This window comes from Flavicella sp. IMCC45537, from assembly GCF_057197705.1.
The window spans coordinates 3,324,839-3,340,797 of record NZ_CM170067.1; the positions used below are offsets into that span (position 1 = coordinate 3,324,839).

General features: G+C 34.0%; 12 protein-coding genes. 5 read left to right on the forward strand and 7 right to left on the reverse strand.

Translation table 11 applies throughout. The features are described from left to right. Positions 1 to 15 precede the first annotated feature (15 nt). The 3 genes from nqrF (at position 16) to AC2DGP_RS13435 (ending at position 3,899) form a co-directional block, all read left to right on the forward strand. Positions 16 to 1,302, forward strand: coding sequence for an NADH:ubiquinone reductase (Na(+)-transporting) subunit F (gene nqrF / locus AC2DGP_RS13425; protein ID WP_484490576.1), 1,287 nt, complete (start codon positions 16 to 18; stop codon positions 1,300 to 1,302). 71 nt (positions 1,303 to 1,373) lie between these two features. Continuing rightward, a complete protein-coding gene (locus AC2DGP_RS13430; protein ID WP_484490577.1) occupies positions 1,374 to 3,560 on the forward strand; it encodes a hypothetical protein in 2,187 nt (728 codons plus the stop codon). Between the two features lie 78 nt (positions 3,561 to 3,638). Then, a complete protein-coding gene (locus AC2DGP_RS13435) occupies positions 3,639 to 3,899 on the forward strand; it encodes a hypothetical protein (protein ID WP_484490578.1) in 261 nt (86 codons plus the stop codon). Positions 3,900 to 3,911: 12 nt separating this feature from the next. On the opposite strand, the gene AC2DGP_RS13440 is transcribed toward AC2DGP_RS13435, so the two are convergent. The 3 genes from AC2DGP_RS13440 to AC2DGP_RS13450 form a co-directional block, all read right to left on the reverse strand. Continuing rightward, on the reverse strand, positions 3,912 to 4,874 hold the full coding sequence (locus tag AC2DGP_RS13440) for a KR domain-containing protein (protein WP_484490579.1): 963 nt from the start codon (positions 4,872 to 4,874) through the stop codon (positions 3,912 to 3,914). Positions 4,875 to 5,219: 345 nt separating this feature from the next. Then, positions 5,220 to 5,810 carry an SRPBCC family protein gene (locus AC2DGP_RS13445; RefSeq protein WP_484490580.1) on the reverse strand — a complete coding sequence of 197 codons (591 nt, stop codon included), beginning with the start codon at positions 5,808 to 5,810 and terminating at the stop codon, positions 5,220 to 5,222. 63 nt (positions 5,811 to 5,873) lie between these two features. After that, the gene (locus AC2DGP_RS13450) at positions 5,874 to 6,461 is read right to left on the reverse strand and encodes a TetR/AcrR family transcriptional regulator (RefSeq protein WP_484490581.1); all 588 of its coding nucleotides are present in this window, start codon (positions 6,459 to 6,461) and stop codon (positions 5,874 to 5,876) included. Positions 6,462 to 6,609: 148 nt separating this feature from the next. Between AC2DGP_RS13450 and AC2DGP_RS13455 the strand changes: the two genes are divergently transcribed. Both AC2DGP_RS13455 and AC2DGP_RS13460 read left to right on the forward strand, forming a co-directional pair. Continuing rightward, the gene (locus tag AC2DGP_RS13455) at positions 6,610 to 7,467 is read left to right on the forward strand and encodes a UDP-2,3-diacylglucosamine diphosphatase (RefSeq protein ID WP_484490582.1); all 858 of its coding nucleotides are present in this window, start codon (positions 6,610 to 6,612) and stop codon (positions 7,465 to 7,467) included. Between the two features lie 5 nt (positions 7,468 to 7,472). Then, positions 7,473 to 8,498 carry a glycosyltransferase family protein gene (locus AC2DGP_RS13460; RefSeq protein WP_484490583.1) on the forward strand — a complete coding sequence of 342 codons (1,026 nt, stop codon included), beginning with the start codon at positions 7,473 to 7,475 and terminating at the stop codon, positions 8,496 to 8,498. A gap of 67 nt (positions 8,499 to 8,565) precedes the next feature. On the opposite strand, the gene AC2DGP_RS13465 is transcribed toward AC2DGP_RS13460, so the two are convergent. The 4 genes from AC2DGP_RS13465 to AC2DGP_RS13480 form a co-directional block, all read right to left on the reverse strand. Beyond that, positions 8,566 to 10,962, reverse strand: coding sequence for a glycoside hydrolase family 31 protein (locus tag AC2DGP_RS13465; RefSeq protein WP_484490584.1), 2,397 nt, complete (start codon positions 10,960 to 10,962; stop codon positions 8,566 to 8,568). A gap of 173 nt (positions 10,963 to 11,135) precedes the next feature. Beyond that, positions 11,136 to 13,049: a 1,4-alpha-glucan branching protein GlgB gene (gene glgB, locus AC2DGP_RS13470; protein ID WP_484490585.1), complete on the reverse strand. Its 1,914-nt coding sequence runs from the start codon at positions 13,047 to 13,049 to the stop codon at positions 11,136 to 11,138. Between the two features lie 57 nt (positions 13,050 to 13,106). Continuing rightward, complete coding sequence (locus AC2DGP_RS13475) at positions 13,107 to 14,381, reverse strand: glucose-1-phosphate adenylyltransferase (protein ID WP_484492503.1); 1,275 nt, start codon at positions 14,379 to 14,381, stop codon at positions 13,107 to 13,109. Positions 14,382 to 14,388: 7 nt separating this feature from the next. After that, positions 14,389 to 15,804, reverse strand: coding sequence for a glycogen synthase (locus tag AC2DGP_RS13480; RefSeq protein WP_484490586.1), 1,416 nt, complete (start codon positions 15,802 to 15,804; stop codon positions 14,389 to 14,391). Positions 15,805 to 15,959: the final 155 nt, after the last annotated feature.

A 15,959-nucleotide genomic window follows, 5' to 3' on the forward strand; every position in this document is an offset into this window, starting at 1 on the left:
ACTAAGAGTATACACATGACTATAGTAGTAAGTATTATCGTTTTTTTAATTGTAATTTTAATTTTAACAGCTGTTTTGTTGGCTGCAAAGGCAAAATTACTTCCTTCTGGAAAGGTTAAAATAACGATCAACGGAGAGAAAACAATTGAAGTAGAAACTGGAGGAACCTTATTAGGTACTTTAGGAGCAGAAAAAATATTTTTACCATCAGCTTGTGGTGGAGGTGGAACTTGTATCCAATGTGAATGCCACGTACATTCTGGTGGTGGAGAAGCTTTGCCTACAGAAACACCGCATTTTACTCGTAAAGAGTTAGCAAGTGGGGCACGTTTAGGTTGTCAGGTAAAAGTAAAGAATGATATGGATATTTCTATTCCAGAAGAGATTTTTGGAATTAAGAAATGGAAAGCAAAAGTAGTTTCTAACTATAATGTAGCTTCTTTTATCAAGGAGTTTGTTGTTGAGATTCCAGAAGATATGGATTACAAGGCGGGTGGTTATATCCAAATTGAAATTCCAAAAACGGAAGTGAAGTATTCTGATATGGATATCACCGCTCACCCGCAGGATCACCCAGGTGAACCTGATAAATTTCAAGAAGAGTGGGAGAAGTTTAAGCTTTGGCCATTGGTAATGAAGAATACAGAAACCATAGAAAGAGCATACTCAATGGCTTCTTACCCTGCAGAGGGACGTAACATTATGTTGAATGTGCGTGTAGCTTGTCCTCCTTTTGATAGAGCGAAAGGTGGATGGATGGATGTAAACCCAGGAATTGCATCATCTTATATATTTAACTGTAAAGTTGGTGATGAGGTTACAATTTCAGGTCCTTATGGAGAGTTCTTTATCAATGATTCAGATGCCGAAATGGTATATGTAGGAGGTGGAGCCGGAATGGCACCAATGAGATCTCACTTATATGAGTTATTCCATACAATGAAAACGGGTCGTAAAGTGTCTTACTGGTATGGTGGACGTTCTAAGCGTGAATTGTTCTACTTGCACTATTTTGAAGCGTTAGAGAAGCAATTCCCTAATTTTAAAATGCAATTAGTATTATCTGAACCATTAGAAGAAGATAATTGGAAAGTTAAAAAGGATGTTAATGATGAAGGTGATGGATTCGTAGGTTTCGTTCACCAAGCATTGATAGATAATTATTTGAATGATCATGAAGCACCAGAAGATATTGAGTTTTACTTCTGTGGTCCGCCTATGATGAACCAAGCGGTTGTTAAAATGTGTGATGATTTTGGTGTACCACCTGAGAATGTACGTTTTGATGATTTTGGAGGATAATTTATGCATTTAGAATATATTAGAAAAACCTAGTACCTTAGTACTAGGTTTTTATGGAAAATAATAACATTATGAAAAAAAATTGGACATTTATTTTATTATTCACCCTTACTATTGCGTTTTCTCAAACGGAGCTAACAGCTGGTGACATTGCCATTTTGCAGATGAATTCTGACGGAAGTCCTCAGGTAACAAAGTTCGTTGCGCTATCAGCGATGGAACAGGGTACCACCATTACTTTTACGGACAATGGTTGGAAGAGTGATGATACTTTCCGTACCGGAGAAGGTGAAGATGTTTGGACGGCAGCATCAAATATTAAGGCAGGTGATGTGATAGAGTTTACTTTAACAAATGTCTCATTGAGTACTGATGGTGATCAACTTTTGGTATATCAAATGCAAGGAGGATCAGAAGTATTCCTGTTCGCTGTTAATAACGAAGGGTCTGCAGTATGGCAATCCGATGCAACTTCGGAAAATACTTCAGCACTGCCACTTGGGCTGGTGAACGGGGAAACTGCCGTAGCTATAAATGAAAGAGATAATATTAAATATAATGGCGTATCTGCTGATAGAAAAGGTACGATTGCACATTTACTAACAAATATTTGTGATGATACTAAATGGAAAAGAAGTAACAATACAGTACAAGATTATACTAGGTCATTAACCTCTAGTATAAAATGGACAGGCACCTGGGAATTTGGTGGAGACCCGATTGATTATTGGTTAACTAGAATTAGAAGTAATTACGATACAGCAACAGAAGGAGAATTTTCTTGCAACGAATTAGAAATTAGAAGTGCACGTACATTAACCATTAATTCTGGGGACTTAATAAAGGTAGAAAATAGTATTGATAACCTTGGGGATATTGTAGTTGAAGACGATGCTGCATTGATTCAAGTTATTAAGGATGGAACGTGTTCTGGAGTAGGATATACTGTGAATAGACAAACTACCAATTTAGATTCTAAAGGCGAGTATACCTATTGGTCATCTCCATTAACGAGCTCTACTTTGTTAGAGGCGGTGGATACCCATTTGTATTATAGTTTTGATAGCAGTTCACAAAATTGGTCTGCTGAAAGTTCTGGTTCCATGATGAATCCTGGGTTAGGGTATGCTGCAACTGGTCCTAGTTCCGGTACTTATCCATTGCAACATTCAGCTGCATTTACAGGATCAGCCTTTAATAATGGGGATATTTCTGTGAGTTTATATTACTCAGATGATGCCGATGATACGAATGATGCACATTTAATAGGGAATCCCTATCCTTCAGCCTTAGATGCGGATGCATTCTTAACTGCTAACACGAATTTAGGAGGAACCTTATATTTCTGGACCCATAATAGTGATGATACGGCGGGTGATAATGTTGTGGATGATTATGTATATTGGAATGGTATGGGAGGAATAGGAACCTGTTCGGGGTGTACAGCTCCTGATGGAAATATTGCTTCCGGACAAGGTTTTTTCGCCCAAGCAATTGCAGAAGGTTCCATAACATTTACGAATGATATGAGAATAGCAACAAACGGACAGAATAGTCTATTCTACAAATCGAGCTCAAAAAAAACAAGTCCTAAAGAAGACAGGTTATGGCTTAATATTACTGCTGGGGTTAAGTTTAATCAAACTTTGTTTGGTTACGAATCAAAAGCAAGTGATGGACTAGACCGCCTGTATGATGCAAAAAGAACCATTGGAGGATCTGGCTTATGGATCAATACACTTTTGGAAAATGAAACTTATGCAATTCAAGGAAAAAATAAATTCGTTACCTACGATGAATTAAATCTTAGCTTTGAAACGGATCAAACTGGAGAGCATATAATTGATATTGAACAGTTGTATGGAATTTTTGATGAGCAAAAAATTGTGTTGGTAGATAAAGAATTGAATATCAGTCACAACCTGAAAAAATCTCCTTACGTTTTTAATGTGGATCTGGTAGGTTCTTATTCAGATCGTTTTTTGTTGGAAATAGGGAATAAAAAGAAACAGGACGCTGCCTCTAATGAAAAAGTAAAGATATATTTGAAAAGAAATATCTTGAAAGTCCGTTCCTATAAAGAAATTGTAACAATTAAGGTGTTTGACATGAATGGGAAAATAATGTACAAAACAAATAAAGCCAAGAAAAATTTAAATATTAAAATAAAAAAGCTTCAGGAATCAAATATTTTTATTGTTCATGTACACTTGGAATCTGGTTCTTTAATCAAGAAAAAGATTTTCAACGAAAATTAATTAGCCTCAATTCAATACATGATAGTTTAGGAATAATTTACGACCAAGCTATTAGTAAAAACTTCACAACTATTTAAGATGCAGACAAACTCTAAATATTCATCTATTTTATTATACGAAGCTCAAATGAATCCGATCAATGAGATTGTTTATTTTGACGATGACAAGAATAAAATAAAAATTAAAGATTCAGTTGTCAGAGTTTTGAATAAAAACTCCGACAATGAAATTTTATTGTTAGAAAGTGGTTTAGAAATTCCTATTGAAAAAATTTACAGAATCGATACAGAACTTTCCCCTTTCCATTCCGATGATACTTTTAGTTGTGACTGTGTTTAAAATAATCGCAGCTTAGGAAAGTGAGAACGAACCTGTACTATCTTCGAGAAACTTCCAAAGTTCATCCTGTAATTCACGATCTGTGATGGCCGAATTCATTGGCTTTTGGTTTGTTATTTTACCTAAAGTTTGTTTTTCTGGAGCACCCAGAACATCACCATTTGTTCCAACTGCGCCATCCAATGCTTTGACAAATTTTTCGGCTCCATCTGCAGGACTTTGTGCTTTTCTAATCAGGCGCATGAGACCAAACCCGACTTTCTCCATAGCCCATCTTTTTATTGGAGTCATTTTGGATAATCCGTTCGTACCATATGTCAATCCAGGGGAGAACCATAAAATGTCAAAATTTCTGTTTTTAATTTCCGATATTTTAATAGTCCAAATAGCTCCTAATAACTTTGATACTCCAATAGCATTCATTGGATTGTAGGTAGCTTTAGAACGACCCTGTAGGTACTCTTTAAATTCAAGAATACTGTTGAATGTAGGTTTTTGTATCATTCCAGGTATTCCTCTTGCACCTTCTCCTCCGGCATAAACAACTCTTGCTTTGTCTGCAATTAATTTTTGTTCGATCAGATTGTTTAGCACTATATGAGCTCCGAATAAATTTTGGAAACTCGTTTTTTCAATCTTAGTACCCTGGATCTTTATTGTAGGATATTCTGTATCGATGATGATTCCGCCTGCCGCCAAAAATATCACATCATATTTTGTTCTTGGAAGATTTGCAATGGTTTTTTCTATTGAGTTTTTATCCAACATATCAAACCCACCAATTGGTAATAATTCTATATTTTGACTTTCTTTTGCTGCTGAGAGCAAAAGATCTTTGGTTTGTTGTGCTTTTTCTAAAGTTCTACAACCCAAAGTAATTTTTGTTGCACCTTGTCTTATTAAAGCTTTGATAGTTTCCAAGGCTAAACCTCCGTTTGCACCTATGACCAGTATATTTTTGTTTGAAAGTTCCATATTAAGAATTTAAATAAGTTTGTGTTTTTTTGTGAAAGGATAGAAGAATAGATATTATCGCAAAGACGATTCCTATATATGCCCTCGTAGGCAATGAGATAAGGATTGTAATTAAAAAAACGGTTCTAAAAAGAATTATTTTTTTATTTAGTATTGAGTATACCATTAATATAAAACTGGAAATATATCCGATGCCAGTGTATATGAAATAAATAGGTTTCAATCCATCGATACTTATATTTTTAGAGGTAAAAACATAATAAAACACGAAAGGTAAAAGTGCTAAGATTGCGTTTAGGATAAAGACAATTCTCAATTGAATAGGTTTCTGTAACATAATTAAATTTATTTAGAGGTTGAATATTTCTTTTTTATTTGTTTAAAATTATCCTTGTTGACCTTTTCTCCGGTGGTGGTGTAATGTTCTACGGCTATCAAATAGTCGTCAATTCCCTTTTTAAATTTTCCTTTGGCCAAAGCGCCAAGGAAAGCGGGGTTGGTTCTATAATCCATTTTAAATTCGATTTCAGAAGTAGTTGCATTAATAGTGTGAACAGTGTAGGTTGCTTTGGTATAAGTTGGATCTAAAGGAATACCTTCGGTATGTAGAATTTGTACCGTAAAGCTGTGATTTTTGGGGTCAAAATTGAGTTGTTTTTCTTGAATGTATTTTGTTCCCTTCTCATTCAGATTGCATACTCTTACGGCTCCTTCACCTCCATAGGTAATGCTTCCTTGATTGTAATTCGAACTCACAATTTTAGGATGTGAATTCGCAATTGCTCCAAAATCATCTCCTACTACTTTCCATACAGATTCAATGTCGGCAGGAATTATTCTTTTTATGGTAAAGGATCTAACTTTTTTTTGTGCAAATGTTGTAAATGACAAAATAGAGATAAGAAGTACGATTGTTTTTTTAATTGTTGTTTTCATGATGTTAGTTTTTAGTTATTATTTGTTTATGATGACCGTTCGTCATATAAAGGGTAAAAAAAATTATTTTCTTAAAAGGTTGTCAAAAATTGAGGTATAAAAATCATTTAGAGGTTTTTTGGAAGCAGTAGATTTCATTCTTACTAAGGCACCGTGCCAACTATTGATAATAAATGCTCCAGCGCTATCCGCATGGATCACTTTAGAAACTTCACCCAGGTTTTGGGCTCGTTTTATAGTATCAACAATGATCGATTCCATTTCATCGAATTGTTTGTCCATAATTTCTCGAAATTTTTCATTTGTATCAGCTAGTTCTGCAGAAAAATTGCTGAGCATGCAGCCTTTGTCGTACTCGTTTTTTGAAACAAAGCTATCAATCATATTTGTATACATAGACTTAAGTGCGTCTAAAGGACTTTTGTCACTAAGTTGTAAAGATCGTTTATGCCATTGAACACCACCATCTGTATAATTCTGTATCACTTCAAGTCCAAAAGCTTCTTTGCTACTAAAATGATTGTAAAAAGATCCTTTAGGTATTTTAATACTATCGGTAATCTCTTTGATTCCGGTAGCATTGTAGCCGTTCAAGAACATGAGATCCTTGCCTGCTTTTAAAATATCTTCCCTATATATCTTTCTTTTCATGTCACAAATATAATGACCGTTCGTCATAAATAAAAAATATTTTACAATTATTTTACATTTTTAATGTTTTGTTTATGAAAATCAAACACTTAGATAATCTCTTTGTTATTAATTTGTACTGTTAAACATACTTGAAACAAAAGAGTGTATGGTGAAAAAAAAGAAAAGAAGGATCGATATATTAGTATTATCAGATATCCATTTAGGCACATTTGGTTGCAACGCTAAGGAGTTGTTACAATATTTGAAAAGTATCAAACCTAAGAAGGTTATATTGAATGGAGATATTATTGATATATGGCAATTCAAAAAGAGCTATTTCCCAAAATCAAATATGAAGATTATCAAACATATTTTTAGTTGGGTTTCCAATGGCGTAGAAGTAGTTTATATTACTGGTAATCATGATGAAATGTTAAGAAGGTTTGCTGGATTTTCAATGGGAAAACTGTCTATCCAAAACAAATTAGTATTGGAGTTAGATGGAAAGAAAGCTTGGTTTTTTCATGGAGATGTTTTTGATGTAACGATGGAGCATTCTAAGTGGTTGGCTAAATTAGGAGCTGTAGGGTATGATCTATTGATTATGATTAATTATGTCGTAAATAGGTGTTGCGAGTTTTTTGGAAAGGAAAAATTGTCACTTTCCAAACGCATAAAAGATAAAGTAAAAGGTGCTGTAAAGTTCATCAATAATTTTGAAAAAACTGTAACAGATATTGCTATGGAAAAAGGATATGAATATGTTGTTTGCGGCCATATACATCAACCATTGATGAAGGAGTTTTCGGATGATAAAGGCAATGAGACCTTGTACTTAAATTCAGGTGATTGGATCGAAAATTTAACATCACTTGAATATACTGATGCTGAATGGAGATTATTCAAATATAACCCTACGGATTTTGTCCAAACAAAAGAGCAACACGAATTAGAGTTATATGATACCTCTGATCAAACTACAAAGGAATTGTTTGAAGGATTGTTAAAGGAGTTTAATCTATAGTTACTATGAAGATATTATATGCGATTCAAGGAACAGGAAACGGTCACTTAAGTAGAGCTAAGGAAGTAATTCCAGCACTAAGGTCTAGGGTAGAAGTAGATATTTTAGTGAGTGGAACACAAGCTGATATTACATTGCCTTTTGATGTTAAGTATAATTTCAAAGGTCTTAGCTTTATTTTTGGTAAAAAGGGAGGAGTAGATGTGTATAGTACGATTGCTAGTAACAGTATTAGAAGTGTCTATGCAGAAATTAAAGATTGTCCTGTTCATGAATATGACTTGGTAGTAAATGATTTTGAACCTATTTCTGCATGGGCGTGCAAATTAAGAGGAGTCAATTGTATTTCTTTAAGTCATCAAAGTGCATTGCTATCTGATTTAGTGCCACAACCTGGTTATAGGGATTTTATTGGTTCGTTGATTTTAAAATACTACGCTCCCTCCATTCAAAATTTTGGCTTCCATTTCAAGAAATACGATTCTAGTATTTATTTACCAATTATTAGAAGGGCGATAAGAGAAATTCAGCCAACAGTTGATAAGCATTATACGGTTTATTTACCTTCTTATAGCGATGCAAAAATCATCGCGGTACTTTCAGAAATTAAAGGGGTTACTTGGGAGGTTTTTTCAAAACATTGTAAAACACATTATAAAAAACGTAATGTAGTGATTAGACCTATTGATAGTAAAAATTTTGAAAATAGTATTGCATCTAGTATCGGTGTTGTTTGTGGAGCAGGATTTGAAACCCCAGCAGAGGCGTTATACCTTAAAAAGAAGTTGTTAGTGATTCCAATGAAAGGTCAATTAGAACAACATTTTAATGCAGCTAGTTTAAAGGATATTGGAGTCCCGGTATTAAAAAAATTAAAGAAAAAAAATATCTCAAAAATAAAAAAATGGGTAAAAAAAGGAAAGGTGGTTGAAGTGGTTTATCCTGATAGAACTCAATTAATAGTGGATGCAGTACTTTCTAAATATATCATTGCAACTGAGCTTTCTAACAAACTTATGCATGAGATATAATAAATTGAATTATATAAAAAAAAGCCATCTAATTGAATTAGATGGCTTTTTCTTTGCTAGAATGTTATTATCCAATAATTTGAATATTTGTAAATTCTTTTGAAACAATTAAAGTTCTGTTCTCAAACTGAACGTCTTCTAAGGAAACTTCCTCATTGTCAATTTTAATCGATTTTACATCAAATGGTAACCCAAATAAATTGATTTTAAAAGTTTCATAGGTCGTAGTATATTTTCCTTGTTTATGCTGTCTCAAGGTTAATTTATTATCACTTCCTATCAATTTAAAATGTCTTAAACTATAACGACCTTTAGTGTAGTCATATCCATCATTTGCATCTTCAAAAAGATCTGATTCTTCTTTACCGTTTTTGAAGTAAACGTCTAAAGTCATTTCAGTAATTTCTTTTTCACCAACATATTGTTGAACTGGATACTTAGGTATTACAGCTCCTGCTTTAATAAAAATTGGCATGTGGTGTAAATCAGCATCTACCCATGTTTCTTTTCCTCCTGAAACTACTTCTTTAGACCATTTGTTATACCATTCACCTCTCGGAATATACATTCTTCTTCCTGTAGCGTTTGGTTCGTTGATTGGACAAACTAAAATTTTGTCACCACAAATAAATTCATCTATTCTATAGTGTGTTTGTGTATCTTCTTGGTCAAATAAAACCAATGATTTTAACATAGGTTCTTTCAGTTCAGAGTATTTGTAGAAAGAAGTATATAAGTAAGGTAATAACTCATATCTAATTTCAATAAATTTACGAACTACATCTGTGATTTCTTCATCAAAAGCCCATGGTTCTTGATCACCATGATCCCCAGATGAGTGTGTTCTACAGAAAGGGTGGAAAGCTCCTAGTTGAATCCAACGTGCATATAGTTCACCATTTGGTTGTTCGGCAAAACCTCCAATATCAGAACCAGCGAAAGAGAAACCTGAAAGGGCTAAGCGTTGTGCTTGTATGTTTGCAATTTGTAAATGCTCCCAAGTAGCCACGTTATCTCCCATCCAAGTAGATGTGTAACGCTGCGTTCCTGAATAGGCAGAACGTGTAATTACAAACGGTCTTTTTGGGTAGTTGAATTTTTTCAACCCATGGTATGTTGCTCTCGCCATCTGCATACCATAAATGTTGTGCGCTTTGTTATGACTACAAGGATTTCCATCATAATCATGTCTAACATCTGAAGGGAAAGTTTTACCAGGAACGTCCATAACAGCAGGTTCGTTCATGTCATTCCATACACCTTTAACACCAATATCTTCTATTAGTTCTTTAAAAAGTCCAGCCCACCATTCTCTTACTTCAGGTCTTGTGAAATCTGGGAAATAACATTCTCCAGGCCATACTTTACCTTTCATATAAGGTCCATCAGCTCGTTTACAGAAGTAATCTTTATCTAAGGCTTCTTTAAATACGCTATATTCATTATCGATTTTGATACCTGGATCAATAATTACAACCGTTTTAAATCCATCATCGGCTAGTTCTTTAACCATACGCTTAGGATCTGGGAAATAATCTTTACTCCAGGTAAAACATCTAAATCCTTCCATGTAATCGATGTCTAAATAAATGGCATCACATGGAATTTTTAAATCTCTAAATTTTTGAGTTATCTCTTTAACGTTAGATTCAGGATAATAACTCCATTTACATTGGTGGTATCCCAAGGCCCATAAAGGAGGTAATTCAGGTGTTCCTGTTAAATCTGTATAACTTGTTACAACGTCGTTCATATCAGGACCATAAATGAAGTAATAGTTCATTTCACCTCCCTGTGCCCAAAAACTTGTAACATTTCTTCTTTCATGGCAAAAGTCAAAGTATGTTCTAAAAGTATTGTCAAAGAAAATACCATAAGATTTTCCGCTGTGCAGTCCAGTATAAAATGGAATGGCTTTGTAAATAGGGTCTGTATCTTTACCAAAAGCATATGAATCTGTTGCCCAGTTTTCAAAACGTCTTCCTTTTAAGTTAATGTGTTGAGGCTTATCACCTAAACCATAGTAACTCTCGCTATTTTGAGCTGTTTTACTCATTTTAACGATATCACCACCTAGTTCATAGCTTTCTTCCCAATGAAATCCTTTTTCGTCTTCACAAATTAAAGTATTGTCGTTTACGTCAAAAATCGATTTACGTAAATCACTTTTATGAATGTGACATATTAACTTCGAAGTTGTGATGATGTACTTTTCGTCGTCATCAGAAATTTCTAAATGGTTGTAACCTGTATTGGCATCATTTGCAATAGCATATGAAAAATCATTATCGAATTTACCAACAGTTGTATATCTAAAACGCAATACACTATCACGAAGTACCGTAAGTTGTAATATTACATTGTTTGATGTAGAAAAATGTAGTACGTCTACATCTTTTTTATAGTCTATAATATTCGCAGGAAATAGATCCCCTTTGTATTCTAGTTGAGTATTTAAAATCATAATTACTAGTAATTTAATAAGTTGCAAAACTACTTAAAAAAATAAAAGAAGTAGTTAAATTTAGTTCGAATTTAACATTGTTTTATTGTTAAGAATTCGATACTCAAAATTACTATTTCACACTCTAATTTTGATTGTTTTTCAGCAATTAAAAGAATGTGAAATAGCAGGTTTTATTTGGCGATTTTAAAGAAAACTACTCCCAATGGTGGGATAGTAATTTTTGCAGAATTAGATTTAAAATTCCATGGCTCTTTACCGATTTTTATTTTCTTTGGATTTTTAACGCCACTACCTCCAAACTTTTTGTCATCACTATTTAAAATTTCAACTAGATTACCTGGTTTATGGATTCCTAAAAGATGATTTTCTCTTGGGACTGGCGTGAAGTTACAGACGACCACAATATCATTTTTTTCGTCGTGTCCTTTGCGAATAAACGAAATGATAGAATCTTCAAAGTTTTCATAGTTGATCCATTCGAATCCTTCTATTCCGAAAGCTTTTTCATAAAATGCAGGGGTCTTTTTGTAAATTTTATTTAGCTCTTTTACAAAATCCTTCATTTTGGCATGTTGTGGATCTTCTAGTAAATTCCAATCTAAACTATTGTCAAAAGCCCATTCGTTTTCTTGTCCAAATTCACTACCCATAAACATTAGGTTTGCTCCTGGGTGTGCATACATATATCCGTATAATAGACGTAAATTAGCAAGTTTTTGCCACTTGTCACCAGGCATTCTACCTAAAATGGAGTGTTTACCATAAACCACTTCATCATGAGATAATGGCAGCATGAAATTTTCTGTAAACGCATATGCCAAACTAAAAGTAATCTTGTTATGGTGGTATCTTCTGTTAATTGGGTCTTCTTGGAAGTACTCTAAAGTATCATGCATCCAACCCATCATCCATTTCATCCCAAAACCAAGTCCACCTAAGTTTTCTGGTTTTGTGACCATTGGGAATGCTGTAGATTCTTCAGCGATAGTTTGTACACCTTCAAAACTAGCGTAAACTTCAGTATTGAAGTCTTTCAAGAATGAAATAGCATCTAGGTTTTCTCTTCCACCATACATGTTAGGTTCCCATTCACCATCTTCTCTTGAATAATCAAGATATAGCATAGAAGCAACAGCATCAACACGTAATCCATCAATATGATACTTATCTAGCCAAAAAATAGCATTACTAATTAAGAATGATCTTATTTCATTTCTTCCGTAATTGAAAATCAAACTTTTCCAATCTTGATGATATCCTTTTCTTCTGTCTGGATGTTCATATAAATGAGAACCATCGAAAAATCCAAGTCCATGATCATCAGAAGGAAAATGAGAAGGTACCCAATCTAAGATTACACCAATATCATTTTGATGCAGTTGATCTACTAAAAACATAAAATCTTTAGGAGAACCAAATCTAGAGGTGGGCGCAAAATATCCAACCAATTGATAGCCCCAAGAAGGATCATATGGGTATTCCATTATCGGCATAAACTCAACATGAGTATATTCCATTTCTTTAAGGTAGCTGACTAATTTATCAGCTAATTCTATATACGATAAGGGTCTGTTTTCCTCAACATTGTACATCCATGATCCTAGATGTACTTCTAAAACTGCGTAAGGTTTGTCAAGTCCATTTTTATCTTTTCTATAGGAAAGCCAATCTTTGTCCTTCCATTTGTAATTTTCAATATCATAGGCTACAGAAGCAGTTCTCGGTGGTTCTTCACAAGAGAATGCGTAAGGATCCGCCTTTTCAGTAATAATTCCGTTGTTGTTACTGTGAATTTTGTATTTGTATTGAACACCCATTTTAAGGCCAGGAATGAAACCTTCCCAAATTCCTGAACCATCCCATCTTACATTTAAGAGGTGGTCTTTAGAGTCCCAAAAATTGAATTCTCCAACTACGTAAACATGGTTTGCAGAAGGGGCCCAAACGGCAAAATAAATTCCTTCCACACCGTCTACTTCTGCAGGATGTGCACCAAATTTTTCATATAGTCTATAATGCTTACCGGCTTTGAATAAATTAATATCAAATTCAGTAAATAGACTAAAAGCTTTTACATGACTCATATATTGTGAGTTTTATTAAATAAAACAGCAACCTATTGGTTGCCGTTTCGTGTGAGTTTATATTACAGTACCACTTTTGATAACAGCTTTACTTTTGATTACAACAATTCCGTCTCTGACGGTGTATGTAGCAGTATCTATATCCTTTAAGTGAGGTCCGCCATTTATTCTAACATCGTTTCCGATACTTGCATTTTTATCTACGATACAGTTATTGATATAACATCTGTCTCCAATACCGATATAGGGTTTGTCTTTTTCGATACACTTTGCAATAACCTCTAAGCTTTGGTAATTATCACTACCCATTAAGTAAGAGTTTGAAATGGTAGTGCCAACTCCAATTCTACTTCGAATTCCTACAACAGAACGTTCAATACGACTCGCGCTAATGATTCCACCTTCTGCTACTAAAGTTTTCTCTAGAGTGGTACCTGTGATTTTTGTAGGAGGAAGAATTCTTGCACGGGTTAAAACACTTTTAGATTTGTCAAATAAATCAAAATCTGGAATAGCATCAGTCAAACCGAGATTGGCATCAAAGAAAGAAGCGATAGTTCCAATGTCTGTCCAATAACCTCCGTATTGGAAACTCATTACTTTATGTTTGTTTATAGATTGTGGAATGATTTCACCTCCAAAGTCTAAAGTATCTTCATTTTCTTTTAATACTTTAGATAAGAAACCTCTACTGAAAATATATATCCCCATAGAAGCTAAGTAGTTTCTACCTTGATCTTTCATTTCTTGCGATACTTCAGAAGACCATTCTGAAAGTTCGTCTGCAGATGGTTTTTCCACAAATGAATCTATAGTATTGTCTTCATTTGTTTTCAAAATACCAAATCCGGTGGCATCTTTTGCTGTAACTGGTTGGGTAGCAATTGAAATTTCAGCATTACTTTCTTCATGCTGTTTTACCATTTCATTGAAATCCATCTGGTACAATTGATCACCTGATAGTATCAAAGCATAGTCCCAGTCATGGTCTAAAAAGTGATGCATAGATTGTCTAACAGCATCTGCAGTCCCTTGGAACCAACTACTGTTTCCTGGTGTTTGTTCTGCAGCAAGTACATCTACAAAAGCATCATTGAAAAAACTAAAATTATACGTATTCTTAATGTGTTTGTTTAGGGATGCTGAGTTAAATTGTGTCAATACAAACATTCTATCAATTCCTGAATTGATACAGTTTGAAATTGGAATATCCACCAATCTATATTTACCAGCAATTGGTACAGCTGGTTTAGAACGAGTTGATGTTAGAGGTTGTAATCTGGATCCTTGCCCACCACCTAGAATGATTCCTAAGACCTTTTTTTTCATAATGTTTTTGTTAGATTAGTTTGTTGTATAAGTCAATATAGTTGTTTGCAGCACTGTCCCAAGAATGGTCAATTTGCATAATTTGTTTTCTGATTCTTTTAAATCTTGGTTGATCTTTGTAGAGTTCAATAGCTCTTTCTATCGCGATAACAGCTTCGTTTACTTCTGTGTTTTCATGACAGATCCCAAAACCATTTTCTTCTGAAATGTCCACAATGGTGTCTTTTAAGCCACCGATGCTTCTAACAATTGGAATGGTTCCGTAGCGTAAAGAATACATTTGGTTTAATCCGCAGGGTTCTACTCTAGAAGGCATTACTAAATAATCTGCACCGGCATAAATTATATGTGAAAGAACTTCGTCGTATCCAATATATGTATTGTAATTTCCTGTATGTTTTTCTTTTAGAGCATTTAGTTGATGTTCTACAGTTGGATCTCCTGAACCTAAAACTAGAATGTTGGCATCTAGGGTTTCGTTCTTTAGGATGTTGTCAAAAATTTCAGGTAATAATTCAGCTCCTTTTTCTCCAACCAATCTACCAATAAAGGCGAATAACGGTTTTTCAGGGTCTAAGTTAAATTTATCACATAAGAACATCTTATTGTTTCTTTTACCTGAAAGAGAAGTTTGTTTCGTAAAGTTTTTAGAAATCATTGGGTCTGTAGCCGGGTTCCAAACGTCAGTATCAATACCGTTTAGAATTCCAGTAGATTTTCCTTTCTCATTGTCTAGTAACCATTCTAAACCATTGGCTGCACTCCTTAGTTCAATTAAATAACTTGGAGAAACTGTTGTAACTGCCCAAGAACATTTGACAGCTGCAGCAAGAGGATTGATCATTTGTGCCCATTCTAACATTCCGGAATAAGAAAGATCATATTCAGGGAAATAGTTTAATTTATCAAATGAAAATTGCCCTTGATATTGTGCGTTATGAATTGTCAATATGGTTGGAATATCTTTCAATGGTTGAAATTGATGAGCATAGGTCATCATAAAAGGAATCAATCCGGTGTGATAATCATGACAATGTACAATTTGTGGCTTGTTTTGGAATTGTAGAATCCATGATAAGGCTGCCTTTTGAAAAGCCATAAAACGTTCTGTATCGTCATTATAGCCGTAAACATTTTCCCGGTCCATAAGTCCAGGGATTTTGATCAAATATAATGGATAGCCTAGTTCTTCATTGTCTAATTGTAAAACTTCGAAATCATACAAAAGACTACCTAAGGAAACATTGTTTCTATGGTCTAATCTAAAACTATTGTTTTGTGTAAATTTAGTGTTGTAAAATGGCATTACAACAGCAGTTTTTTTACCTGCTTTATTTTGGTATTTTGGTAGTGCTCCAACAACATCAGCCAGTCCTCCTACTTTTGCAATAGGGTAGCATTCAGCACTAATATGTATTATTTCCATTCATAATTATTTTTGATGTCTAAACTTACGTATTTTTTTTATAAAACTTATTTTATAGATATGCTTTTTCTAACCATTTGTTAATTTGTTTACATATTGTTGTTATTCAGTTGTTTAAGGTTTTTTTTTCTTGTGGGTTTTGAATGTAATTTGTA